Source organism: Lentibacillus kimchii (assembly GCF_055381965.1).
Genome location: NZ_AP043934.1, coordinates 1,993,198 through 2,017,320, shown reverse-complemented (window position 1 = coordinate 2,017,320; position 24,123 = coordinate 1,993,198). Strand labels below are relative to the sequence as shown.

Below are 24,123 nucleotides of genomic sequence, written 5' to 3'. Positions count from 1 at the left end.
TTTTTGCTTGTCACGGCCATTTCATATATGATTGAATGAGATTAACTTTATAAGGAGAGGGAGGCAGAAACATGAAATTCATTGATAATCAGGGGATTACCGATCCAATGCTTAATTTGGCAATTGAAGAATATATCCTGCGTCATTTCGGGGAACAGGATACCTATCTGTTATTTTACATTAATCAGCCGTCGATTATTATCGGGCGGAATCAAAACAGTATAGAGGAAATTAATACGGATTATGTTGATGATAAAGGCATTAAGGTCGTCCGTCGTTTATCCGGTGGCGGAGCAGTCTATCACGACGAGCAAAATCTTAACTTCAGCTTTATCACAAAAGATGACGGTGAAAGTTTTCAGGATTTTGAGAAGTTCACACAGCCGATTATTGAAGCTTTGAATGAATTAGGGGTGCCGGCTGAGATGAAAGGGCGGAATGACTTGGCTGTGGAAGGCAGGAAAATTTCCGGGAATGCGATGTTCTCAACCAAAGGACGTATGTTTAGTCATGGGACATTGATGCTTGATTCGGAAATTGAAAATGTTGTTTCCGCCTTGAATGTCAATAAGGAAAAAATTGAGTCAAAAGGGATCAAGTCGATTCGAAGCCATGTCGCTAACATATCTGAGTACCTTGATGAAAAACTATCAATCGATACGTTTAAAGATATGATTCTGAAACACATTTTTGCTGTGGACGATGTGCAGGATGTGCCGCGCTATGACTTAACAGAAGCGGATTGGGAAGCTATTCATAAAATTTCTGAAGAACGTTACCAAAAATGGGAATGGAATTATGGCAGATCACCTCATTTTAATGTGCAGGCCTCTCATAAGTTTGCTGCCGGCCTTGTGGACGTGCGGCTGGATGTACGAAATGGCATGATCGAAAATTGCACGATTTATGGTGACTTTTTCGGCTTAGGTGACGTTAGTGAGCTTGAAAATGCCCTGACAGGTATCCCTCATAAACGCCAAACAATTGAAGATGCACTGTCTGACATTGATGTGTCTTATTACCTTGGCAAAATTCCTGAAGATGAATTTATTCGAATGCTCTATTAATGAGACAAGCTTTGTTAATCGCTCAGTCACGTAACGATCCGGCTGCCTTAAAATGACTTCTGTGTGTCGCACAGGAGTCATTTTGAGTTTTTCTAATAAAATTTTGCTCATATTCACTGAAAAATTAAGAAAAAAAGCAATCTTCTATTGCCTTTTAATGAATAAATTGGTAGATTATAGACAGCCTCTTTCTTTTCATTTAATTATGAAAGGATGAAAAACAGATGAATCATTCATATTCACCTTCTTATGAAGTAACACCTCTCACTATGGCCATCATTAGAGAGCAGAGTGAAGATGGCAGTGCCCGTTCGTGTATTTTAGAAGAACAGGATGAATTTGCTGCTTACCATACTCCGAGTAAAATCATCGATAATGCCTGCAAGTTTTTTGGATCGAGTTTGAGAGGCAGACAGGACGGTACACGCAATATTTCCAACATCACACATAAAGCTCCAATTGCGGTTGACCCGGCCAGTGGTATGTACTTTTTCCCAACAGCTTCTCCAACAAGTGCCAAATGTTCCTGGATTGCTCATTCGCATATTAATCATGTGAACCAGGGGCCTGGAAAACAGACGAAAATTGTTTTTAAAAACCAGAAAACGCTTCTATTGGATGTATCGCTGGGTTCTATACTTAATCAGGTACAGCGGACAGCACAATACCGGTACGTACTGGATAATCGCATTAAGTATCTGCAGCAGCATAATGCTGATATGGTGGCTGAGCCTTTTCCATGAGTTCTTCAATAATAGCTTGCACCTTTTTTCGGATAGCTGGATTAAAGTAATTGTGTTTTTCTTCGCTTCCCCGGCAAAGAAATAAATAAGATGAAAACGAATCATTTTTAGCCAATGTTACGACGTCAATGTTTTTATCCCGCATCCTTCTGCGCAGCTCCCTTCGCTCATCGGTAGCTTCGGCAGTCATTTTCTCCAAAAGATTGAGATAAGGTTCCTTAATCTTAAACGTGCCTTTTTGGATATGCTGTTTATCCTGCTGAATGACAACCATAGCCATAGAAAGAAACAGGAAACGTGAAGCCAGCTGCAGTTCTTCATCAGACAGGTATCGCATGTAATCCCTCCGGTACGAACATTTGTTCCAAAACTATTATATGATAAATTTCACAAAAAATATACATTAAAACCATTATTTAAGGTAAAATGAAAAGAAAGAGGCAATATATTTCCCAGTGATGTTAGTGAAATAGTTGGAACTGTTTGAGGGACGGTGGCGTTACAGCAAGACACGTTTACCGGCCAGGTGGCAAACGTCTTCTGAGCATAAGGGGCAATGAACACAATGTATTGGTTAAATATAAGTATGGCGGATTGGCAAAACTTATTCGAACAGGAAAAAATTCAGCAATTACTGCAGTCGTACGAAAATCTTGGACCGCTGCCAGGCATTTTACTGCCATTTATCGAATCGTTTCTTCCATTTTTGCCGTTAGTTGTCTTTGTGATAGCCAATGGTGCTGCATATGGTTTATGGAAAGGGTTTATATTATCCTGGATCGGAGCCTGTGCTGGAGCAGTTATTGTGTTCTGGGTTATTCGTAAACTTGGGGACAAGTCTTTATTCAAGGCTTTACGCCGAAACAAGCAGGTGCGGAAAGTGATTGGATGGGTTGACCGGCATGGCTTTGGACCGCTTTTTCTATTAATGTGTTTTCCTTTTTCGCCGTCATCGGTCATTCATGTTGTTTCAGCCCTTTCAGGCATCAGTTTCCGGCAGTTTATGCTGGCAGTGCTCATGGGGAAGTCGATCATGATTTTCTCCATTGCTTTTGTCGGTTCGAGTATTTTTGAATTTGCCAAAAACCCGGTCCGTACAGTTGTTGTGGGTGGCTGCATAGGGCTATTCTGGATTCTTGGCAAGTATATTGAACGGCGTCTTCAGCGGAAATCCCTGCTGTATGATCAGGAGAGTCAGGAGGTTAAAAGATAGACAAGCTGGTTATGCTGGTAACAGTTATATAAACTGAAGCCATACCCAGGAGGAAAGCAAGAATGAAAACAGCCTATCGTCGCACGTTTATCTCGGTTGTCCTAATGGCAATCATTCTGGCGATTATGTTTCGCTCCTGTTTATATACCAGCTATGTCGTGAACGGTGAATCAATGGAGCCTACTTTGTATGACGGGAACCTGATGATGGTTAACAAAGTTGTCTATCAGCTGACAGATGTTAACCGTTTCGATGTTATTGTGTTTCATGCTGACAAGCAGGATGATTATGTCAAACGCGTGATTGGTCTGCCTGGCGATGAAATTGTTTATCAGAATGACCACTTGTATATCAATGGTGACATGGCTGAAGAGGCTTTTTTGCAGCCTTTGCAGAAAGCGAATGCCAGACAATTGTATACACAGGATTTTACATTAAAAAATGTGACGGGAACTAAAAAAGTCCCGGAAGGCAAGCTGTTTGTGATGGGAGACAATCGCCCCTATAGCTTGGACAGCCGTAAAATTGGGTTCATTGATGCTGACGAGCTGGTTGGAAAAGTTGATATCACCTACTGGCCATTCTCTGATATGAAGCTGAGTTTTGGTTAATCCTGTCTTAGATGTGTCTTAAGCCTTTTTCTCTGTTAAAATGAGAAAAAGGTTTTAGTTTAATGTTTCGTATGAGAGTATCGGCAGAATGGTTGCTTTGATATTGTTCAATAGAGGTTATGAATGTTTCATTCGTATATTTAAAGGCAGGGGGGATATGATGGGAATTCAATTTTTACTGGGACGGGCTGGTACAGGCAAACGTGAGAAAATTTTAACTGATATTCGGCGGCAGCTGACCGAACAGCCACAGGGTCCGCCGATTTTTTACATCGTCCCGGAACAAATGACGTTCCAGCAGGAATATGCTTTATTTCAGGATGAAACCGTGAAAGGCAGTATCCGTGCTCAGGTTATGAGTTTTTCCAGACTGGCATGGCGCGTTCTTCAGGAAACCGGTGGAGCGACGAGACAATTTATTAGTTCAGTCGGCACGCAAATGATGCTCCGTAAAATCATTGCGGAAAAGGAAAGCGACTGGCATGTTTTTCAGAAAGCCTTGGAAAAGCAGGGGTTTCTGGAACAGCTTGAGAAGATGATGACGGAATTTAAACGTTACCGGATCACGCCGGGCACGCTGCGTGGGCAAATTGACGAGATGGATCAATTCTTCCATAAGAATCCAGGCGAGGCAGCGCTGTCAGGAAAGTTAGATGATCTGGCCTATATTTATGATCATTTAATCAAGGCTTTGCATGAGCATTATATTGACAGCGAAGACCAGCTAAAGTTATTGGCTGATAATATGGAGGATGCATCGTTACTGGAGAATGCGATTATTTATTTGGATGGTTTTCACCGTTTTTCCCCGCAGGAAATGCAGGTTGTGGAAAAATTGATGCAGACATGCCGCTCGGTGACGGTTGCCTTGACTATGGATGAACCGGGCGCGACAAATCCTTCAGAGCTTGATTTATTTTATCAGACGAAGGATACCTACCATAAACTGCGAGCGGTTGCTGCCGAAGACGGTGTTCCAATTGATGATCCTGTTATCATGAAACCGGAAAATGGCCGGTTGTCCGAACGGCCGTATTTCGCTCATTTGGAGCAGTATTTCGATGACCGGCCTGCTCCAGCTTATGAAGGAGAGGTGCCCATTCAGATTGCTGAGGCTGTTCATCCGCGTGCTGAAGTGGAAGGTGCTGCCCAGGAAATCCTTCAGCTTGTGCGGGAAGACAAGTATCGTTTCCGTGATATAGCGGTTTTCATTCGTCAGCCTGAGGTGTATCAGGATTTAATTTCGACGATTTTTCATGATTATGGTATTCCCGTTTTTATAGATGAAAAACGCAGTATGCTGAATCATCCGCTGATCGAATTGATTCGGTCCGCTATGGATACTGTTGAAAGCAATTGGCGCTATGATGCTGTTTTTCGTGTGCTGAAAACTGGGTTTATTCCAGCAACTGATAAACGTTACCCGCTGGATGCTGATGCGATTGATGAACTGGAAAATTATGTGCTTGAGTATGGCATTCGCTCACGTACACAGTGGCTTGGTGATAATGAGTGGGCCTTCCAGCGTTTTCGCGGATTTGAGCAATTAGCGCAGACGGATGCGGAAAAAGAGACTGAACGCCGAATTAATGCTTTTCGCAAACAGGTCGCCGCAGCATTAGGGACATTTGACCAGGATTTTCGCCAGGCTGCTACTGTCCGTGAACGCTGTGAAGTCATCTACCGGCTCCTGGAACAGCTTGATGCACCCGGGAAATTAGAAGACATGCGGGAAACATATGATGCGGAAGGACAATTGGAAAAAGCACGTGAACAGGAACAAGTCTGGAATGCGGTGATTCAGCTGCTGGACGAAATGGTCGAAATGGCCGGAAATGAAACAATGACAGAGCAATCTTTTCACGCCGCTATTGATGCCGGCTTTGAGACACTTACTTTTGCACACGTCCCGCCGAGCATTGATCATGTCATTGCTGGCACGGTCGACAGGTCCCGTATCAGCGGTACAAAATGCTCGTTGCTGCTCGGTGTGAACGATGGTACATGGCCGATGAAACCAGCAGAAGAGGGTATGATTAATGAACAGGAGCGGGATCTGTTATCAGAACATGGACTGGAGCTTGCGGAAAACAGCAAACGCCAGCTGTTGGATGACTGGTTTTATATGTACGTAGCTTTTACATCAGCACGTGATTATTTATGGGTCAGTTACCCGCTGAGTGATGCGGAAGGCAAGGCTAAGATGCCTTCACAGCTGATTAAACGTCTGGAGGATCTGTTCCCGGCTTGCTGTGATCATCTTCTGCTGCAGGATCCGGATGAGCTTATGGATGCTGAGCGTTTCATAACGACACCGGTGAAGACACGGGCAGCTTTAACGGCCCAGCTTGCTCGCGGACGGCGAGGCTATCCCGTTAAACAAGTCTGGTGGCACGTCTTAAACTGGTATATTCAGAACCATCCTAAATACAGCACAACCTATACCGTCTTACAAAGCCTGTATTATGAGAACCAGCCGGCTAATTTAAATCAGCAGACAATCAGCCAGCTCTATCCCAAACAGGTGAAAGCGAGTGTATCACGGCTGGAATCCTACTACCGTTGTTCGTATCAGCATTTTGCCAAATACAGTCTGCAGCTGCAGGAGCGACAGATATATAAGCTTGATGCGCCTGATATTGGTCAGCTGTTCCATGAAGCGCTGAAAAAAATTACCGAATGGATTCAAGCAGAGGGTAAAGACTTTTCCAAATTGACACGTCAGGACAGTGCCGGTTATGCCAGCCAGGCTGTAGAAACGCTTGCCCCGGTTCTGCAGCATCAGATCTTACACAGTTCCAATCGCTATCAATATATTCAGCAAAAATTGCAGGATGTTATTACGCGCGCGACTTATGTGTTAAGTGAGCAGGCCAGGCAGAGTGACTTTGTTCCGGTGGGACTGGAACTTGGATTCGGGGATGACGAGACGCTTCAGCCGGTTTCACTTGATTTGTCCAATGGTTTTGAGCTGAAGCTGCGCGGCCGTATTGACCGCGTTGATAAGGCTGAAGATGGCGATGGTTTGTTTTTACGGATTATTGATTATAAATCGAGTGAAAAAGGTCTGGATCTTGTCGAAGTGTATTACGGCTTGGCCTTGCAGATGCTCGCATACCTGGATGTTATTCTGTCTCAGTCAGAACAATGGCTTGGAGCTGAAGCAACCCCGGCTGGTGTGCTGTATTTTCATGTGCACAATCCTATGATTTCAGCCAGTATGAATATGCCGGATGACTTACTTGAGAAGGAACTACTCAAGCAATATAAGATGAAAGGACTCATGCTGTCGGATGAGGCGATTGTCAAATCGATGGATACGTCACTTAATTCTGGCCGCAGCGAGGTGATTCCAGCTGGTGTGAAAAAGAACGGAGAGTTTTTCAGTAATTCCAGTGTTGCTAGTCTGGAAACGTTTCACAGTCTGCAGGATCATGTCCATCATTTAATGCGGCAGGCAGGGCTTGATATCACATCAGGCGGTGTTCATTTGAATCCGTTCCAGTATAAACAGCAGACAGCATGCACGTATTGTCCGTTCCGCTCAGTCTGCCAATTTGATCCCACGCTTGAAGATAACAACTACCGTAAACTGACAGATATGAAAGATGAAGATATTTTAGCTAATCTCCGTCAGTCGACTTTCGCGGACACATGATCATGCCTTATCAGTTCGATTGACGTTTCACACTAAAAGGGAGGAGCAGGAGTAATCATGGTCAAATGGACTACGGAACAAGAACAAGCCATTTATACAGATGGCCGGGATGTCCTGGTGGCTGCTGCTGCCGGATCGGGGAAAACAGCCGTCCTGGTGGAGCGGATCATTCAAAAAATCGTTCGTGCTGACGATCCGGTAGATATTGATTCGCTGCTTGTGGTGACATTCACCAATGCAGCAGCCCAGGAAATGCGCAATCGGGTTGGTTCGGCACTCGAGAATAAGCTGGCTGAGAATCCCGCCTCTAATCATTTAAAAAAACAGCTCTCATTGCTGCAGCGTGCTCCTATTTCGACATTGCATTCATTTTGTCTCGATATCGTCAGGCGATACGCTTATTTGCTTGATATGGATCCTGCTTTCCGGATTGCTGACGACATGGAAACCGATTTGATTAAGCAGGACGTTATCGATGACTTGTTTGAGGAGTGGTACGGAAAAGAAGGCAGCGAACAACAGACTTTCTTTGACGTGGTTGATCGTTTTTCCGGTGACCGGAGTGATACCGATGTAGAAAATCTGGTGCTTCAGCTGTATACGTTTGCCATGCAGAATCCCGACCCGGATCTATGGCTTGATTCCCTTGCTGATGTTTATGAGATTCCAGATGACTGGCAGGAAAAAGATTTAAACTGGCTTCCGATTATGAAACAGGAAGTGCGTAATGAATTTGCTGCTATACGGGAAGAAATGAATAAGGCGATGGATCTGACACGCGAAAAAGACGGTCCTTACCATTATGCGGATACGATTGAGTCAGAATTGCTGCAGCTGCAGGAAGCAGAAGCTCTGGCTGATTCGTGGCAGGATCTGCAGCCGTTTATGACGGCCAGTTCGTTTCAGAAACTGTCTGGAAAAAAAGTCGATTGTGATGAAGATAAAAAAGCACGGGCTAAAAACCTGCGCGACAGCTATAAAGAACGCTGGAATAAGATGAAAGAAAACTGGTTCAGCCGCAATCTGGAGGGCCATGCTGCTGACATGCAGGAATTAGCACCGGTTATTAGACAGCTGACGACGCTGGTGAAGGCGTTTGAAGTAAAGTACACAAAGCGTAAGCGTGAACAGGCGCTTGTTGACTTTCCGGACCTTGAACATTATTGTCTGCAGTTGTTAAGAGAGGACAGCGCTGACGAGCAAGCGGTGAAGCCGTCTAATATTGCTCTTAATCTGAAGGCGCAGTTTACAGAACTGCTGATCGATGAATACCAGGATACGAATCTGGTTCAGGAAACGATTCTATCATTAATCAGCGATCAGGAAGGGGCCGGCAATCGATTTATGGTCGGTGACGTTAAGCAAAGTATTTACCGTTTTCGGCATGCTGAACCTGCTCTATTCATTGATAAATATAAACGATTTGCGAGTGAATCCCTGTCAGCCAAACGCATTGACCTTGCGAGCAATTTCCGGAGCCGGGAACTGATTCTCTCAGGAACGAATTATATTTTCCGGCAGCTTTTGGACGAGAATGTGGGTGAGATCAATTATGATGCCGAGGCAGAACTGGTCTATGCTAACGCGATGTATGATGAGCTGCCGCTTCGGGACCCGGAGCCGGAACTTGTCATCATTGACCGGGAAGCGCCGGCGGATAACGATTCAAATGCGGATGATGACGAAGAGTATCAGGATCTGACAAATGCTCAGCTTGAGGCGCGTGCCTATGCTGATAGGATAAAAGACTGGATTGGCCAGACAAACGGATCTCCGCTGCAAATTCATGATAAAACGACGGATGCACAGCGCGAAATGCAGTATCGGGATATCGTGATTCTGCTTCGTTCCATGACGTGGGCACCGACGATTATGGATGAGCTGCAAAAACAGGGGATCCCCGTATATGCCGAACTCTCGTCTGGTTATTTCGAAGCCATGGAAGTCCAGATCATGCTGAATTTGCTCAAAGTGATTGACAATCCAAGACAGGATATTCCGCTGGCGTCTGTCCTGAAATCGCCGATTGTCGGCTTGGATGAGGATGTTTTAGCCCAAATCAGGCTGGCTGATCGTCGCGGGACCTATTACGATGCTCTGAAAGCGTACCGGCAGCAAAATACGGGAGATGCCGTTTCCCAAGTGGCCGACTTTTTAGATCATCTCGAGCGGTATCGCCGTATGTCACGTCAAGGGGCTTTATCAGAGTTGATTTGGCAGATTTACCGTGAAACCGGCTATTATGATTTTGTGGGCGGCATGCCCGGTGGCCGGCAGCGTCAGGCAAACTTGAGAGCATTGTATGATCGCGCACGGGGGTATGAAACAACGTCCTTTCGTGGATTATTCCGGTTCTTGCGTTTTATCGAGCGGATGGAAGAGCGCGGGGATGATCTTGGTGCTGCGAGAGCCTTGAGCGAGCAGGAGGATGTTGTCCGGATTATGACGATCCACCGCAGTAAGGGACTGGAATTTCCGGCTGTTATACTGGGTGCGATGAACAAAGAATTCAATATGCGGGACTTGAATGCGCCTTATTTATTGCATAAAGATCTCGGGTTTGCCAGTAAATATATTGACCCGGTTAAACGGATTACTTACCCAACTTTGTTTCATCATGCTATAAGACAGAAAAAACGGCGTGAGCTGCTGGCAGAGGAAATGCGGATTTTATATGTGGCCTTAACCAGAGCAAAAGAAAAATTGCTGATGGTGGGTAACGTTAAATCGTTTGCGAAAAGCCAGGAAAGCTGGGAAGAAATCGCAGATCAGCCGGACTGGCTGCTGCCAGCACATGACCGTCTGGCGTCCAAGACCTATCTTGACTGGATTGGCCCTGCTCTGATCAGGCACCAAACAAACGGCGTTTTGCGTACGACTGGTGTCTCTGAACAGGTGCTGGAGGCCATTAGGATGGATCCATCTGACTGGTATGTGTCTGTTGTGCATGCCAGCACCTATACAGAGACGGCTGCTGATAGCAATGAGACTGCTGGCGATCTGAAAGAAAAAATCGTAAATTGGGAAAAACTTGATCTTGAAGATAATGCTTACCAGCAGGCAGTTCATAACCGGTTATCTTATACTTATCCGTATGACCAGGCTGCTCGTTCTCGTGCTAAACAGACCGTAACAGAAATTAAGCGGCAGCGGGAGACAGCAGATGAATACAGCGGTGATCAGATTGTCCGCCCATTTCAGCCTCCGATTGTTAAACGGCCGGCTTTCATGCAAGAACAGCAGACAATCACAGCAGCTGAGCGCGGCACAGCCATGCACACGGTTATGCAGCACATTCCGCTGCGGAGTCCGCTGAGCCCAAACGAGATTGCTGAATTTGTAGAGTCGCTGGCTGCTCGTGAAATACTGACGCGACAGGAAGCAGATGCAATTGATTTGGAAGCTGTTGCTGCCTTTTATCAGACGGATATCGGACATATGATCATGAACGCCGCGTATATTTACCGTGAAGTACCATTCAGCTTAGCCTTGCCGGCAGAAGAAATTTATGCCGACTGGACAGGCGATACTGGTGAGCATGTGCTGGTCCAGGGTGTTATTGATTGCGCCGTTCCGACAGAAGACGGCTGGGTGATTATTGACTATAAAACTGATGCTATCGATGAGGCTGTAACAGAAGAGCTGGAGCAAACATTGGCAGAGCGCTATGAAACTCAGATGACGCTGTATCGCCGAGCACTCGAGGACATTTGGCAACAGCCTGTAACAGCTGCCTACCTTTATTTCTTTAATATGAAGAGGCGACTGGAGATCCGTAAGACAGAGATCTTTCTGTAGGTTGCAAGGGGCTGGGACAAAAGTGCGAACCACTTGCATGACTGAACCGCTCCGGAAATAGACGTCGCTGAACCGAGCCATTGTTCGAAGCTCGAGTTAGTCGCTTTCGTTATGTCCCAGTCCCTGCAAATCCGTATTTTGTTCAATCAGCTAATTTTTAATGAATTTAGTCCCAGGACATGTTATGATAGATTTGATTTATGACAGCAATCCATTGATACATAAACATATTTGGAAAAAAGGGGGAACGATGACATGAATACACATTTGCATATAACCTCATGGGTTCTGGCTTTTATTTTGTTTGCCGTTGTTCTGATTTTGAATAAAAGCGGCAAGACCAAAGGTGCGACCATTGTGCAAATGATCTTGCGTCTGGATTATTTGCTGATTCTGTTTTCCGGCGGTCAATTGCTTTTCGCCTATTTTGGCAACGCGATGATGGGTGAGGCAATATTTAAAGGACTGGCAGGTATCTGGGCAATTCTCGCTATGGAAATGATCAGTCTGAAATCAGGACGAGAGGAGCCGTTGAAAGGCTGGTGGATTCAGCTTATTATTGCTGTCCTTCTCACACTGATTTTAGGTTTTGGCAGATTGCCTTTCGGATTTTTGCCATAAAGACGCAAGCGGCTTCCCGTTATATGGGAAGTCTTTTTCATACTGACCATGAAAAAGGCGGGGACAAAATATGAAACAATTACTTGGCATGCTGCTTGCTGTCGTTTTTATTTCAGGTTTGATTCACCCTGTTTCAGCTGCAGCAGACAAAGAAGATGTGAAGGACGAGATTATGTATGATATCGTGGTTGATCGGTTTAATAACGGCGATTCGTCGCTGAAAGGCCAGGCTGAACTTAGTGATCCATATACATATCATGGCGGCGATTTGCAAGGGATTATTGCTAAACTTGATCAATTGAAGAAATACGGTTATACGACCCTTGTTTTATCGCCTGTTATGGCTAATGCGCCTAAGGGCTATCACGGTTATTGGATAGAAGATTTTTATAAAGTCGATGAACAATTCGGGACAATGGCAGATTTGCAGGAACTAGTTAAAGAGGCGCATGACCGTGATATGAAGATTGTGCTTGAGTTTGTCACAAATTATGCTGCTGATACGCATCCCATGACTGACGATCCGGCGAAACATGATTGGTACAGCGAAAGCCAAGGTGACACATCCTTCCAGTGGCAGGATCATACCGTTACACTGGATCAGACCAATTCGCATGTCCGGCAATTTTTAACCGATGTGGCAGATTATTGGATGGATGAGACTGATATCGACGGCTATCAATTTCATGCAGCAGACAAAGCTAATCAAAATTTTTTAGGCGACTTAACCGCTCATCTGCAGGAAAACTATCCAAATATTTATTTGCTCGGCGACCGATTGGATAAAACATCCGGTGACGGGGAACTGACAAAGAATACAGCTATTCAAATGACTGATAATCCGGCATTGATGCCAGTGATGTCGGACGTATTCGCAGCTGCCGGAAAACCGGTTACATCCATCTACGAAACATGGCAGAACAATGGCCGCCAAAAAGGCCTGAATTATTTGGATACGCCGTCCAGTGAACGATTTAGCGAAAAAGTAGTGAACAGTAAACGAAACGTGCTGACGGCTTGGAAATTGGCGTTAACGTATTTGTATACACTTCCAGGCACCCCTATGGTTTATCAGGGATCAGAAATTCCAATGCTTGGTGAAGGTTTTCCGGAAAATCAGAATTTGGTTGAATGGAATAGCGCTGATGAGGATCTGGAGAAATTTAATAACCGCATTGCTTCACTAAGGTCGGAGTTTCCTGCACTGCGTCATGGCGACTATGAAATGGTTGACTCAAACGGGGCTATGAGCTTGTTTAAACGATCGTTTGAAGGTGAGTCCCTTTATATTGCGATTAATAATGATAAGGAATCACAAATGATACCAGTCAGCAGCATTAATCAAGGCAAGCAATTAAACGGTCTGCTAGGTGATAACCTTGTCAGGGCAAATGACGACGGTGACTTTGAAATTGTGCTGCCGCGTGAAACGGCGGAAATTTATTCTGTTGAGACTAATACGGGCTTGAATTGGTGGTTTATTGCTCCGATTGTAGGTATCTTGTTCATTTTTATAGCAGGGCTCATTTACTTAAAACGAAAAGAAAAAAAGCGGGAAGCTGCTGACTAATGTACAGCTTTCCCGCTGAGGGTTAATTTAAGTGTTCAGGTATATTCATGAGCAGAAATAGCACCTTGACGATGCAAATAGTAATAAACTTTCCGGTAATGGCTGATGTCAATGACGCCAGTGATGTATTTTTGCTGATAAAAATCCAACAGATCATTAATAGATTCCGGTGGGCGGTTTCGCTCGGTCTCGAAAATGGTAATCAATTCAAAAATACTCACCTTAATCCTCCTCCAAAGGGGCTTTATTAAACACTATGTCAGCGATAGCCAGTTCATGACAGAAGGCTGGCGCCGATAATAGTCACAGGAGTCTGCTGCACTGAAGGAAAAAGGCAGCTGGAGGGGATATGGCTTAATTCATTTAAAAAGGATACCCGAACGGATATCCTTTTTGCGTTTAGTTATAATGATCATTCAAAAAGAAAATAGCAATGGTGCCAGGACCCGCATGCGCTCCGATTGTTGCTCCGACCATATCGATCAGAATGTCGGCCGGATTGAATTTTTCCCGGATAGAGGCGGCTATTTCCCTGGCTGTTTCCAGATCATCTGCATGACTGATACCGACTGTTTGACTGGAAAAATCAGTTCCGCGTTCTTCCATAATCGTGAGCATCCGATTAAAAAGCTTTTTTGACCCGCGTTGCTTTTCTAGTGGAACCAATAGGCCGTCTTCAACATGCAAGATGGGTTTAATTTTCAGAAATGAACCCACAAAAGCTGCTGTCTTGCTGACGCGGCCGCCGCGATATAAGTATTCCAGATCATCGACGGTGAAAATATGTTCCATGTGCTCGGCATGATAGGTTACTGCTTCAATGATACGATCAAAGTCTGATCCATTTTGAGCAAGCTGGGCGGCGCGCAGGACGACCAGCCCGCATCCAATTGAGGCACATTTTGTATCAATTACCTGCATTTTAGCGTTTGGATATGTTTCCTTGATTTCCTGTTCAACCATTTTGGCGGTCTGATATGTACCAGATAATTCAGATGAGAATGCAGGGTAAATAAATGGCTGATCGGCCTCTGCGTAAGATGTGAAAATCTGCCTGAATAAATGTGGCGACACTTGGGATGTTTTAGGTGTTTTGCCTTCCCGCATAGCATGATAGACTGTCGTTGGTTTAATTTCGACCCCATCCTGGTACTCCTGATCGTCAAGATGAACCGTTAATGGTATCATCTCAATATTATATCGGTTATAATAGTCTTCAGATAAATCACATGCTGAATCAGCGAGGATTTTAACTGTCATATGTTCACCTCCTTTAACTGGGTTTAACGTTGACTTTTAGTTTAAAACGATTGCGGCAAATAGTCAAAGAATAGTCAAAATTCATGATAAGGCACTGTTCTTGTCAGGGGGAGTGAGACTTTTGTTCTTAGTTGAAGCCAAACGAATGATCATTGTGATAGTGGGTGCTATCCTGAATGCATTGTCACTGAATTTTTTCCTAATTTCCGCTAACGTCTATGCGAGCGGTTTCACGGGTGCAGCACAACTGATCGCAAGTGTTTTCAACGACTTTTTAGACATCGGATTATCGACTGGTATTATTTTATTTATCTTAAACATTCCCGTGGCTATATTAGGCTGGATTAAAGTCGGGAGAGGCTTCACTATATACAGTGTTGCATCAGTGTTTGTAACATCGTTTTTCCTTGAGGTGCTGCCAGTTATCCAGTTTTCGGACGATATTATTTTAAATGCCGTTTTTGGCGGTATACTTGCAGGTGCGGGTGTTGGACTGACATTAAAACATGGTGCATCCACTGGTGGTATGGATATTGTTGCAATGGTAATGTCCCGGCTTAAGGACAAGCCGATCGGAAATTATTTCTTATTGCTTAACAGCGTAATCACACTTATGGCCGGCATTCTTTATGAAGCTGAGAATGCTTTGTATACCCTGCTGACAGTGTATGTGACAACCCGCGTTATTGATGCCATCCATACCCGTCATGAGAAAGTAACAGCTATGATTATTACCCATAAGGCCGATGAACTCCAGCAAGCCATTCATAATACAATGGTGCGCGGTATCACGATCTTGCCAGCCCAGGGTGCCTATACACGAGAAGATAAAAACATGATGTATCTCGTTGTGACTCGTTATGAACTTTATGATCTGGAACGTATCATCGGTGAGGTCGACCCGAACGCCTTTACCAACATTGTCCAGACAACGGGTATATTTGGTTTCTTTAGACGGGATTGAACAGTTGTATTAGTAGCTATACATAAAAAGACAGCAATTGACGGTTGCTGTCTTTTTATGTATCAGTAGCCATATTTTTCAATGACATCAATGACTTTGGGTTTCAGTTCGTCCCATTCTACGTCAAATGCTTTATTGACAGTGATGAAGTTCTGGTAGCCAAATACATTATCGACACCATTAACTTCCATCAAATCATTTAGAATGGCGTGTTCACTTGTGTTGCCAGGCATGACAGAAATGCTGCTGTCACCTTCAAAAATCAGACTGTCTGTTGTGAATTTCAGTGCATTTGGATTTGGTGTAGCCTCAGCTATAACACCCATTTGTTGTCCCTCCATCACTTTTCATAATCAGCCCAATCATAACAGAAAAAATGACAAAAGGAAAACGCCCTTATTCAGTGGTATGAATAAGGGCGTGTGCATTTGTCTGTTAGAATCCCGCGCTTCATCATGATAATGAATGGTGGATCGTTAACATACAAGTTGTTAATTTTTAGCCTGAATGCTGTTGCTGGAAGTTATTTTGATTGGTTGCTCTGCTGTAATTGCTGTTTCAGTTCCTCCAGCTGTTGCTGTTCTTCAGGAGAAGCACTGTTTTTAGCGTCTTCAATCGCGTTGTGCGCTGTCTGCTGCTCCTCTTGATTTGCGTCAGCCGGATCGTTCATGAATTGGTCAACGGCGTTTTTAGCACGCTGCATCATACTGTTATTTTGCTCCTGTGCCATTGTAAGCCCCTCCTGTTAAATGACGGTTTTGTTCACGTGCTGTTCAACGTGAAACAGGATGAAACGAAGTGAACGCCTTTTCGCGTTCAATCCTAGTTTGTACCGTTTTAATTCAGGTATGAAAGGAAATTTCTAGAGGTTGTCGGTTTTAACGTCATGATAATGGAGGTTTAAATAGTCATTCAGGAAATGGCCAATGCCGTCCATTTCGTTTGTATCCGTTATGTATTTGGACACTGTTTTAAGCTCATCAATGGCATTGCCCATCGCTACCCCAACGCCAGCGTAATCAATCATTTCCAGATCATTATCCTCATCTCCGAATGCAATTATACGCTCTTTTGGGATATGATAATAATAAGCGACTTTTTGCAGCCCGATTGCTTTATTCAAACCTTTTTTGACAATCTCGATAATATTCCATGGCAGACCCCATTTACGGTGTTCGATGAGCTCGGCATGGTAATGATCAAGATGACTGCGCAGCTGGTCAGCGTTATCAGCATGAGGATGAATCAGCAAAGAGGTCGGATCCGTCTGCAGTTTGTTTTTCAAGCTGCCAATCGTAAACAAGGTATTTTGATCTGAGTTCTGGAAAAGCTCCATCATTTGTTCATCGTATTGATCTATATAGACACTGTCCATGACCTCGGCTACAATATTTCTGACGCCCAGATTATAACATGCTTCGATGATATGCTGAGCGCTCCTGACAGGCATAGGATTATGCAGTGTATGCCATTTGGCATCTGCAGGATGATGGATTAAGGCACCATTAAAATTAACCATCGGTGTATCCAGCTTCAGTGTTTGATAATAATCAATGCTGGAACGGTGCGGCCGTCCTGTAGCAATCACAACAATGTGTCCATTATTAATAGCTTTTCTGATTATGTTCAGATTAGTCTGACTGATTTTTTTATCAGCCGTTAAAAGTGTTCCGTCCAAGTCAAGTGCGATTAAGTGCTGTTTCGTTTTCATATTTTTCTCACCACCCCGTATGCTTCTTAGTTTATAGAGGTTAAAACATTATGTAAAGCATTCGTTTGCAATTTGCAAAAAACCCATATTATGATTAGGATACACTTATATTACAGGAAGGAACTTTAAGCATGATAGGAGTAACACAAGAGACCATTGCCAATGTGCCCAGTTTAGTCATTGTCGATCACGCAAAAGAATATGAAGCATTGCCTACAGTGACTTTCTTTCACGGATTCACCAGTGCTAAAGAACATAATTTGCCCTTAGCTTATCTGCTGGCTGAAGAAGGCTTCCGGATTATTCTCCCTGACAGCATGCATCATGGTGAACGGGACCAAGGTATATCCAGCATGAAAATCCAGCTCGCGTTCTGGGATATTGTTATGCAGAATGTTGCAGAGCTGCAGGCAATTAAAAATGAGCTGGACGAGCAAAACCTTGTGCTTGATAATCGTTTCGGCATTGCTGGGACAAGTATGGGCGGTATTACATCCGCGGCAGCATTGACACAGTATCCCTGGATTAAAACAGCCGGCATTTTGATGGGAACGCCAAAATTGCTGACATATGCCAAAACGCTTGTTGACGGCTATCAGAAAGTGGACGAAACTGCCATCACAGATGACATGACCAATGATTTGTACGCACAGCTGGAGGCATATGATTTGTCAAATCAGATCGATAAGCTGGCTGATCGGCCGGTACTCTTCTGGCATGGTGAACATGATGAGGTAGTGCCATTCAACCATTCTTATGCATTTTATGAGAATGCTCAGTCTTATTACAGCCATCCCGAGAATATCCGTTTTCTCAGTGAAGCAAATCGTGGTCATAAAGTCAGCCGTTATGCTATACTGGAAACAGTACGCTGGTTCAAACAGCACTTATAGCTATTTTATCAGGACACTGTTTCTGATAAATCAGCAGTCCTATGGTGTGCACCGCGCTGCATGAATCATTTAATCATGTATGTGTCATATGTTTAAATAAGGATAGTAACATTGAAGGAGGGATAGCTGTGGAGGCAGATCTCGAAGAAAATGTGATGGGTGCTCTTGAGAATGTTATCGACCCAGAGCTTGGTGTTGACATTGTTAATCTTGGTCTGGTATATGGCACTTCTCTGGATGATCAGGGTGTCTGTACGATTACGATGACGCTGACAACAATGGGGTGCCCGCTCCAAGGCATTATTGAGCAGGATGTTCAGCGTGTGCTTGCCGATATCCCAGAGGTCGAACAAGCTGAAGTGAATATCGTCTGGGATCCGCCATGGGGCAAAGAAAAAATGTCACGCTATGCCAAAATCGCACTTGGAATTCCGGATTGATAAGACAACTAGAGATAGTGAAAAGTATAGCTCTTCTGAAGGCTGATTCATAATATGGATCGGCCTTTTTTATGCTGTTTATTGGGAACAGACAGTCAGAAAGTGCCGCTGCAGTTTATTCAGGGGGGATGGATTCACCTAGAATAACTTTTCTTTCATTGCATCGGTATCAAGAACAAGCGCTCCCGATTCACTGGTTGTCACTAATTTTTGGTTCTTCAGCTGTGTTAATGTCCGGTTAATCGTCTCCCGGCTGGAACCGATCATGCTGGCCAGTTCACGATTGGTAAACAGGGTCGTGAATCTGACGCCTCCATTATCTGTTGCTTGCCCGTAGCTCCGTGACAGGCGCAGCAACAGCATAATAATTTGTTCATAAGTATTATGCAGCAATTTTTCTTCCAAACGCTCCTGTAAATCAACGATAATGTTGCCAAGCACCCGCAGCAGTTTGACGCAAATTTCGGGATGATTCAGCAGAACATTTTCAAACGGCTGAATCGGGATATAGATTAATACCGCGTCTTCTGATATCTCGGCGTTGGCTGGGTATTCATCCTGACGAAAGAAACCCTGATGCGGAAACATGTTGCCACCCTGGAGGATGTTGACAATCTGCTCTCGGCCGTGAACGTCGGTTTTATAGATTTTAACTTTGCCCTGATAGATAAAATAGACATCTGTTAAAGAATCGCCCTGCAGGAAAACGTATGAGCCACGCTGGTACTTCTGGTAACGGGCGAGATTTATAATGGGCGTGAGTTCGTCATCGGTCAAATCTTTGAACAGGGGAACACTCTGAAGCAATTCCTTAATGGTACGGGTGTTCATAATGCTCACTCCTTTTCCTGCCTATACTGTAAAAATAGCGTCACAGTATTGTATCATAAGTCGGCAAACACCGTCTTTTCCCAGTCTTGATTAAGCATGTGGAGTTCTATTCAGCGCGTGTTATAAAAATAGAATGACCAGTATGCCAACGATAAAGCAATACGAGGCAAAGTATTTCAGATTCCCTTTTGCCATAATATTCATGAACCATCTCAAGGAATAGTAAGTAGCTGTAATAGACGCCGCCAGTGCCATAATGGGTGGTATCATCCCAACATCAATATGACTGCTGCTGTTCAAAAGATCACTGGCAGACAGCAGCGTTATCCCAAGACTGACAGGTATATACAGCAGGAAAGAGAATCTTAAAGCTGTCTCTGTTTTCATGCCGGTAAGCATCGCGGCCACAATTGTGGCGCCTGAGCGGCTGATGCCTGGTACAAGCGCGACTGACTGGGCCAGTCCAACTATAATGGCATCGCGCATTGTAATGCTGCCGTCATGTTTATGCCCGCGCAAATTACGAATGACCCATAAGGCTGCTCCGGTTATCAAAAGCGTTATACCGACAATGGCAGCACCACTCAAGCGGCTTTCAATATAATCTTCAAATAAGAGACCAATGATTCCAGTCGGAATGGTTGCAATGACTAAACAGGACACAAAGTGAAAATCATCTCGTGAACGGCTTTCCCGCGTCATAATGAAACGGATGCTGTTTGTGATTAGATGATAAATAGCTGTCCGGTAAATGACCAGTATCGCTAGCAGGGAACCAAAATTGACCATAATCTCAAATGATAATCCTTGAATTTCGATACCGAAGAGTTCCCTGACAATAACGAGATGGCCGCTGGATGAAATAGGAATGGGCTCAGTGAAACCTTGCAGCAAACCGAGTACAATATACTTTACTAATAACCAAAACGCTTCAATTGTTTCCATTTGATGACCACCTCAATTTTTAATGCCATATAGTCACCAACCCATGGGTAAGTGAATAGGTTGGTGAGCAAGGAGGCTGATAAACATGGAAATGACGAATCATTATCAACATACGTATGACATGTGTAAACAGCATATGCATTCCTATGTTCTTGCTGAGATGAATGACGGTACACAAGTTGATGGGATTATTACAGGGCTGGATGGTGAGTGTGTCTATATGGCTGTTCCAATCAGCTGTGGTGAACAGGTGCCATATTCAGGGCAGGCGCCTTATGGACAGATGCCATATGGGCAAATGCCATATTCAGGCCAAATGCCTTATGGACAAATGCCATATTCGGGGCAAACACCTTATGGACAGATGTCATATCCTGGAGGCCATCAGTACCATAATTGCCACCAGCGTGAGGAAGATATAGGTGGTTTTGGCTATGGTAATCCTGGATACGGCTATGGATCCGGTTATGGCTATGGTTACGGCTCAGGCTATGGTTCTGGTTATGGGTATGGCTACGGCCCTGGTTACGGACATTACGGACGTCGGAGACGATTCAATCGGGCAGTCCTTCCACTGGCTGCTTTGATATCCTTAACCGCACTTCCGTGGTACTAAAATTAGACGATTCATGAAACGATCGAGACATAGCGTTTCATACAAAAAGCCCTTGTCCCCAAAACAATAGGGGGCAAGGGCTTCTCTTAAAAGTCTGTATTACTGACTCTCGTCTTTCAGCATACCTTCACCCAGTACATAGACAGCGACTGATATCGCAATGGTCATCACCAGGGTACCTCCAATTTGAAATGCATTACCTGCCATGCTGGATAATACATATGAAACAGCACAACTGATCACAAATGTCCAGATTAGTGGCCATATAAAACGCATGTCTCGACACCTCATTTTTAAGTAGACTCTCTGTTTACAGTTTAGCAAACCGATTCGGAAAATGGAAGGACTTAATTTAATCCGCGGCTATAAAACAGTCAGTGCAGTATGGGTATAACGGACCGTTTTGGTGATTTTAAGTAACTGTTTTAGCAAGGAGGTGTTCCGGTTAATGCTGTTAGTTGAAAATTGCTTTCACTGGATAGGTTTTCATATTACACGTCATTTGCTGGAAAAAGGGTATTCCATCGATGGTGTTGATGATTTGGAAACGGAAAAGAAAGAGCATCTATCGTTATTTGTTGGACGTCATAATGCGTTTCGGCACTACCAGACAATGTCTGAGTTATCAGAACAGCACTATAATGTTATTATTCGTATACAAGATCACAGATTAAGATTAGGGGGCGGTCGGTCAGTCACCGTCAAATTACCGTTCATATTCGGTGAGTGGATGCCAATTGTCAACAACAGTGAATCTGACAGCCGGCAAGAGAACATGCCATTTGATTTAGATGCGTATTTACGGGGAGCAGTTTATATTGATGACCTGGTTCAATGCCTGGGGCAGTGGATCGAAGCCTCACAGCTGCCGGCGGTTATGGAGGTTCGATCTGCTGATGGTCCGCACCTGGAAGGTGGACAACTTGAAAATTATGTCTATGTACGGAACAATAGACCTGTACTTGAAAATGCTGAGAAGGTTAAACGCCACTATCAGCGGTATCAGTCATTTTATTAATGCTATCAGAACAATTAGTGTTGCCATCTCTGTACAAGCTAATGATGGTTTAGAAATGGGGCGTCAACGTGAAACAGTTTTTGATGATTTTGATGACTGGTTTCGTGCTGCTTTTAGCCGGCTGCAGTCTCTTTATTGATTCAGGTCACTTGCAAAATGCCGGGATGCTGGTGGAAACGTCTATCGATAATCAGCCATGGAATCAAAAAGGTTACGACGGACTGCAGGCGATTGAAGACACCTATAATACCGATGTGTTCTATAAAGAAGAGATAAAAACGAAAGACGAAGTCCGTCAGGCCGTTGATGAATTTGCGGACAAAGGTGTCAATCTTATATTCGGTAACAGCAGCAGTTATGGCAAATATTTTGAGGATTTATCCGAAACATATCCAGGGATCCATTTTGTTTATTTTAATGGTGAAAAATTTGCTGAACGCGTGACCAGCCTGAACTTCAACTCACATGCCATGGGTTTTTTTGCTGGAATGCTTGCAGGCAAAATGAGTCATACGAATCAAGTTGGCGTGATTGGTGTTTTTGATTGGCAAGCGGAAATAGAAGGATTTTATGCAGGTGTGAAGTATCAGGATCCAGAAGTTAAGGTCCATTTAAACTATGTGAATGACTGGAATAACAAGGATAGGGCAATGCAAATGTACGATGAACTGAGAAATGATCATACAGATGTTATCTACCCTGCTGGGAATGCTTACAGTCAGAAAGTCATTAAACGTTCGCGCAATGATGGCATTTATACCATTGGTTATATAGCTGATCAATCAGAAATCGCAGAACAAAATGTGCTGACAAGTACTGTTCAGGATATCGAAACGTTATATAAACGAGCAGCTGAAAATGTTAATGAAGGTGATTTGCGCGGGGGTGTGCTGACGTATGATTTCCAAGACGATGTCATTTCGCTTGGTCAATTCAGCCCGGATGTGCCTGAGTCATTTCAGAAAAAACTGCAGGAAGAGGTGGATGCCTATAAGGATACAGGCATATTGCCGAATGAACGGGAAAATGAGCAGGGAATGGATTAGCAAATTCTTGCATATTAATTTAGCATACCTTAAAATTAAGACCAAGTCATAATGATTGCTTTTAAATTTATTTGCTTTTATAGTTTTTGAAGCGATGAATACTTGTAAAAATCGCTATTAACGATTCATAATAAGGAGATGGGAATTATGGGCGTTGGCTTGTTAGGGACGGGACATTTTGTACCGGAACATGTTTATACAAATAGCGACATGGAAAAAATCGTTGATACAAGCGATGAATGGATCCGGTCACGAACTGGGATTGAGGAGCGGCGTATTGCAGACGATGAGACGGACACATCTGATATGGCTTTCTATGCTGCGCAGAACGCTTTGGAAGAAGCCAATGTAAACGCTGAAGATCTTGATATGATCCTCGTTGCAACAGTGACCCCCGATACACCTTTTCCCTCAGTAGCCTGCATGCTGCAGGAGAGGCTTGGAGCAGGAAATGTTGCAGCTATGGATCTTGCAGCCGCATGCTCCGGCTTTATGTATGGTGTCATAACAGCTAAACAGTTCATTGAATCAAATGATTACGAAAACATTTTAGTAGTCGGGACAGAGAAGCTTTCTAAAATTACAGACTGGACGGACCGGAGTACGTGCGTTCTTTTTGGTGACGGTGCCGGGGCGGCCGTGGTTGGTCCAGTTTCAGAAGGGAAAGGGATTCTCTCATTTGAACTGGGATCCGATGGTTCCGGCGCAAAAAATCTTTATCAGGGTGAAGATTCAGGTTACCTTCACATGAATGGACGTGAAGTGTTTAAATTTGCTGTCAGACAAATGCCCGAATCATCTGTTAACGTCGTGGAAAAGGCTGGCTTTCAAAAAGATGATGTCGATTATTTAATTCCGCATCAGGCAAATATTCGTATTATGGAGTCAGCCCGCGAGCGCCTGGGTATTTCTGAAGATAAGATGGCAACATCGGTTAAGCGGTATGGCAACACTTCTTCTGCTTCCATTCCTATTGCTTTATCAGAAGCCGTTAAAAGTGGTAATATAATAACTAATGATTTAATCGTTCTCGTTGGTTTCGGCGGCGGTCTGACGTGGGGTGCTGTTGCCTTGCGCTGGGGCCGTTAAGACTACTCAGGGATCTATAGGAGGCGTGA

At 44.0% G+C, this 24,123-nt stretch carries 24 protein-coding genes; 15 read left to right on the top strand and 9 right to left on the bottom strand.

What is annotated here, in order from left to right; all coding sequences use genetic code 11:
• The first annotated feature begins 71 nt into the window (after window positions 1–71).
• On the top strand, window positions 72–1,067 hold the full coding sequence (locus tag ACZ444_RS10760; RefSeq protein ID WP_382357751.1) for a lipoate--protein ligase: 996 nt from the start codon (window positions 72–74) through the stop codon (window positions 1,065–1,067).
• 224 nt (window positions 1,068–1,291) lie between these two features.
• Window positions 1,292–1,810, top strand: a complete 519-nt coding sequence (locus ACZ444_RS10755) for a competence protein ComK (RefSeq protein ID WP_382357750.1) — start codon at window positions 1,292–1,294, stop codon at window positions 1,808–1,810.
• On the opposite strand, the gene ACZ444_RS10750 is transcribed toward ACZ444_RS10755, so the two are convergent.
• Window positions 1,758–2,147: a YhjD family protein gene (locus ACZ444_RS10750; RefSeq protein WP_382357749.1), complete on the bottom strand. Its 390-nt coding sequence runs from the start codon at window positions 2,145–2,147 to the stop codon at window positions 1,758–1,760. The genes ACZ444_RS10755 and ACZ444_RS10750 overlap by 53 nt on opposite strands.
• Before the next feature lie 228 nt (window positions 2,148–2,375).
• On the opposite strand from ACZ444_RS10750, the gene ACZ444_RS10745 reads away from it, so the two are divergent.
• The 6 genes from ACZ444_RS10745 (at window position 2,376) to ACZ444_RS10720 (ending at window position 13,281) form a co-directional block, all read left to right on the top strand.
• Window positions 2,376–3,023, top strand: a complete 648-nt coding sequence (locus ACZ444_RS10745; RefSeq protein ID WP_382357748.1) for a TVP38/TMEM64 family protein — start codon at window positions 2,376–2,378, stop codon at window positions 3,021–3,023.
• Window positions 3,024–3,085: 62 nt separating this feature from the next.
• Window positions 3,086–3,634, top strand: coding sequence for a signal peptidase I (gene lepB, locus ACZ444_RS10740; RefSeq protein WP_382357747.1), 549 nt, complete (start codon window positions 3,086–3,088; stop codon window positions 3,632–3,634).
• Between the two features lie 160 nt (window positions 3,635–3,794).
• On the top strand, window positions 3,795–7,292 hold the full coding sequence (gene addB / locus ACZ444_RS10735; protein WP_382357746.1) for a helicase-exonuclease AddAB subunit AddB: 3,498 nt from the start codon (window positions 3,795–3,797) through the stop codon (window positions 7,290–7,292).
• Between the two features lie 57 nt (window positions 7,293–7,349).
• Window positions 7,350–11,090 (top strand): helicase-exonuclease AddAB subunit AddA, encoded by a 3,741-nt coding sequence (gene addA / locus ACZ444_RS10730; RefSeq protein WP_382357745.1) that lies wholly within the window; start codon window positions 7,350–7,352, stop codon window positions 11,088–11,090.
• Between the two features lie 255 nt (window positions 11,091–11,345).
• A complete protein-coding gene (locus ACZ444_RS10725) occupies window positions 11,346–11,711 on the top strand; it encodes a YisL family protein (RefSeq protein WP_382357744.1) in 366 nt (121 codons plus the stop codon).
• Window positions 11,712–11,781: 70 nt separating this feature from the next.
• Window positions 11,782–13,281, top strand: coding sequence for an alpha-amylase family glycosyl hydrolase (locus tag ACZ444_RS10720; protein WP_382357743.1), 1,500 nt, complete (start codon window positions 11,782–11,784; stop codon window positions 13,279–13,281).
• Window positions 13,282–13,316: 35 nt separating this feature from the next.
• Here the strand turns inward: ACZ444_RS10720 and yppF are convergent, their stop codons facing one another.
• A complete protein-coding gene (gene yppF, locus ACZ444_RS10715) occupies window positions 13,317–13,502 on the bottom strand; it encodes a YppF family protein (protein WP_382357742.1) in 186 nt (61 codons plus the stop codon).
• Window positions 13,503–13,680: 178 nt separating this feature from the next.
• Window positions 13,681–14,541, bottom strand: coding sequence for a DegV family protein (locus ACZ444_RS10710; protein WP_382357741.1), 861 nt, complete (start codon window positions 14,539–14,541; stop codon window positions 13,681–13,683).
• 121 nt (window positions 14,542–14,662) lie between these two features.
• Between ACZ444_RS10710 and ACZ444_RS10705 the strand changes: the two genes are divergently transcribed.
• Window positions 14,663–15,505, top strand: coding sequence for a YitT family protein (locus ACZ444_RS10705; protein ID WP_382357740.1), 843 nt, complete (start codon window positions 14,663–14,665; stop codon window positions 15,503–15,505).
• A gap of 62 nt (window positions 15,506–15,567) precedes the next feature.
• Here ACZ444_RS10705 and ACZ444_RS10700 read toward each other — a convergent pair whose 3' ends face one another.
• The 3 genes from ACZ444_RS10700 to ACZ444_RS10690 all read right to left on the bottom strand — a co-directional run bounded on the left by ACZ444_RS10700 (window position 15,568) and on the right by ACZ444_RS10690 (window position 17,216).
• Window positions 15,568–15,831, bottom strand: a complete 264-nt coding sequence (locus ACZ444_RS10700) for a NifU N-terminal domain-containing protein (RefSeq protein WP_382357739.1) — start codon at window positions 15,829–15,831, stop codon at window positions 15,568–15,570.
• Between the two features lie 197 nt (window positions 15,832–16,028).
• Entirely contained in the window at window positions 16,029–16,235 is a 207-nt protein-coding gene (locus ACZ444_RS10695; RefSeq protein ID WP_382357738.1) for a DUF3813 family protein, read from the bottom strand.
• A 132-nt stretch (window positions 16,236–16,367) separates the two neighbouring features.
• A complete protein-coding gene (locus ACZ444_RS10690) occupies window positions 16,368–17,216 on the bottom strand; it encodes a Cof-type HAD-IIB family hydrolase (protein WP_382357737.1) in 849 nt (282 codons plus the stop codon).
• Window positions 17,217–17,347: 131 nt separating this feature from the next.
• On the opposite strand from ACZ444_RS10690, the gene yjfP reads away from it, so the two are divergent.
• The gene (gene yjfP, locus ACZ444_RS10685) at window positions 17,348–18,109 is read left to right on the top strand and encodes an esterase (protein ID WP_382357736.1); all 762 of its coding nucleotides are present in this window, start codon (window positions 17,348–17,350) and stop codon (window positions 18,107–18,109) included.
• Between the two features lie 128 nt (window positions 18,110–18,237).
• The gene (locus ACZ444_RS10680; protein WP_382357735.1) at window positions 18,238–18,549 is read left to right on the top strand and encodes a metal-sulfur cluster assembly factor; all 312 of its coding nucleotides are present in this window, start codon (window positions 18,238–18,240) and stop codon (window positions 18,547–18,549) included.
• 138 nt (window positions 18,550–18,687) lie between these two features.
• Here the strand turns inward: ACZ444_RS10680 and ACZ444_RS10675 are convergent, their stop codons facing one another.
• Together ACZ444_RS10675 and ACZ444_RS10670 are read right to left on the bottom strand one after the other, a co-directional pair.
• A complete protein-coding gene (locus ACZ444_RS10675) occupies window positions 18,688–19,380 on the bottom strand; it encodes a Crp/Fnr family transcriptional regulator (RefSeq protein WP_382357734.1) in 693 nt (230 codons plus the stop codon).
• 120 nt (window positions 19,381–19,500) lie between these two features.
• A complete protein-coding gene (locus ACZ444_RS10670; RefSeq protein WP_382357733.1) occupies window positions 19,501–20,325 on the bottom strand; it encodes an undecaprenyl-diphosphate phosphatase in 825 nt (274 codons plus the stop codon).
• Between the two features lie 85 nt (window positions 20,326–20,410).
• Between ACZ444_RS10670 and ACZ444_RS10665 the strand changes: the two genes are divergently transcribed.
• On the top strand, window positions 20,411–20,941 hold the full coding sequence (locus ACZ444_RS10665; protein ID WP_382357732.1) for a hypothetical protein: 531 nt from the start codon (window positions 20,411–20,413) through the stop codon (window positions 20,939–20,941).
• A 99-nt stretch (window positions 20,942–21,040) separates the two neighbouring features.
• Here ACZ444_RS10665 and ACZ444_RS10660 read toward each other — a convergent pair whose 3' ends face one another.
• On the bottom strand, window positions 21,041–21,217 hold the full coding sequence (locus ACZ444_RS10660) for a DUF2929 family protein (RefSeq protein WP_382357731.1): 177 nt from the start codon (window positions 21,215–21,217) through the stop codon (window positions 21,041–21,043).
• Window positions 21,218–21,389: 172 nt separating this feature from the next.
• Here ACZ444_RS10660 and ACZ444_RS10655 point away from each other — a divergent pair, with 172 nt between their 5' ends.
• From ACZ444_RS10655 to ACZ444_RS10645, 3 genes are all read left to right on the top strand, one after another.
• Window positions 21,390–21,959 carry a hypothetical protein gene (locus ACZ444_RS10655; protein WP_382357730.1) on the top strand — a complete coding sequence of 190 codons (570 nt, stop codon included), beginning with the start codon at window positions 21,390–21,392 and terminating at the stop codon, window positions 21,957–21,959.
• A 68-nt stretch (window positions 21,960–22,027) separates the two neighbouring features.
• Complete coding sequence (locus ACZ444_RS10650; RefSeq protein ID WP_382357729.1) at window positions 22,028–23,005, top strand: BMP family ABC transporter substrate-binding protein; 978 nt, start codon at window positions 22,028–22,030, stop codon at window positions 23,003–23,005.
• Between the two features lie 147 nt (window positions 23,006–23,152).
• The gene (locus ACZ444_RS10645; protein ID WP_382357728.1) at window positions 23,153–24,094 is read left to right on the top strand and encodes a beta-ketoacyl-ACP synthase III; all 942 of its coding nucleotides are present in this window, start codon (window positions 23,153–23,155) and stop codon (window positions 24,092–24,094) included.
• Window positions 24,095–24,123 lie beyond the last annotated feature (29 nt).

What these genes read in the sequence shown, in the direction of transcription:
- ACZ444_RS10760 (WP_382357751.1), top strand. Translation starts at nt 72, where the DNA reads ATGAAATTCATTGATAATCAGGGGATTACCGATCCAATGCTTAATTTG.
- ACZ444_RS10755 (WP_382357750.1), top strand. Translation starts at nt 1,292, where the DNA reads ATGAATCATTCATATTCACCTTCTTATGAAGTAACACCTCTCACTATG.
- ACZ444_RS10750 (WP_382357749.1), bottom strand. Translation starts at nt 2,147, where the DNA reads ATGCGATACCTGTCTGATGAAGAACTGCAGCTGGCTTCACGTTTCCTG.
- ACZ444_RS10745 (WP_382357748.1), top strand. Translation starts at nt 2,376, where the DNA reads ATGTATTGGTTAAATATAAGTATGGCGGATTGGCAAAACTTATTCGAA.
- lepB (WP_382357747.1), top strand. Translation starts at nt 3,086, where the DNA reads ATGAAAACAGCCTATCGTCGCACGTTTATCTCGGTTGTCCTAATGGCA.
- addB (WP_382357746.1), top strand. Translation starts at nt 3,795, where the DNA reads ATGGGAATTCAATTTTTACTGGGACGGGCTGGTACAGGCAAACGTGAG.
- addA (WP_382357745.1), top strand. Translation starts at nt 7,350, where the DNA reads ATGGTCAAATGGACTACGGAACAAGAACAAGCCATTTATACAGATGGC.
- ACZ444_RS10725 (WP_382357744.1), top strand. Translation starts at nt 11,346, where the DNA reads ATGAATACACATTTGCATATAACCTCATGGGTTCTGGCTTTTATTTTG.
- ACZ444_RS10720 (WP_382357743.1), top strand. Translation starts at nt 11,782, where the DNA reads ATGAAACAATTACTTGGCATGCTGCTTGCTGTCGTTTTTATTTCAGGT.
- ACZ444_RS10710 (WP_382357741.1), bottom strand. Translation starts at nt 14,541, where the DNA reads ATGACAGTTAAAATCCTCGCTGATTCAGCATGTGATTTATCTGAAGAC.
- ACZ444_RS10700 (WP_382357739.1), bottom strand. Translation starts at nt 15,831, where the DNA reads ATGGGTGTTATAGCTGAGGCTACACCAAATCCAAATGCACTGAAATTC.
- ACZ444_RS10695 (WP_382357738.1), bottom strand. Translation starts at nt 16,235, where the DNA reads ATGGCACAGGAGCAAAATAACAGTATGATGCAGCGTGCTAAAAACGCC.
- ACZ444_RS10690 (WP_382357737.1), bottom strand. Translation starts at nt 17,216, where the DNA reads ATGAAAACGAAACAGCACTTAATCGCACTTGACTTGGACGGAACACTT.
- yjfP (WP_382357736.1), top strand. Translation starts at nt 17,348, where the DNA reads ATGATAGGAGTAACACAAGAGACCATTGCCAATGTGCCCAGTTTAGTC.
- ACZ444_RS10675 (WP_382357734.1), bottom strand. Translation starts at nt 19,380, where the DNA reads ATGAACACCCGTACCATTAAGGAATTGCTTCAGAGTGTTCCCCTGTTC.
- ACZ444_RS10670 (WP_382357733.1), bottom strand. Translation starts at nt 20,325, where the DNA reads ATGGAAACAATTGAAGCGTTTTGGTTATTAGTAAAGTATATTGTACTC.
- ACZ444_RS10665 (WP_382357732.1), top strand. Translation starts at nt 20,411, where the DNA reads ATGGAAATGACGAATCATTATCAACATACGTATGACATGTGTAAACAG.
- ACZ444_RS10660 (WP_382357731.1), bottom strand. Translation starts at nt 21,217, where the DNA reads ATGCGTTTTATATGGCCACTAATCTGGACATTTGTGATCAGTTGTGCT.
- ACZ444_RS10655 (WP_382357730.1), top strand. Translation starts at nt 21,390, where the DNA reads ATGCTGTTAGTTGAAAATTGCTTTCACTGGATAGGTTTTCATATTACA.
- ACZ444_RS10645 (WP_382357728.1), top strand. Translation starts at nt 23,153, where the DNA reads ATGGGCGTTGGCTTGTTAGGGACGGGACATTTTGTACCGGAACATGTT.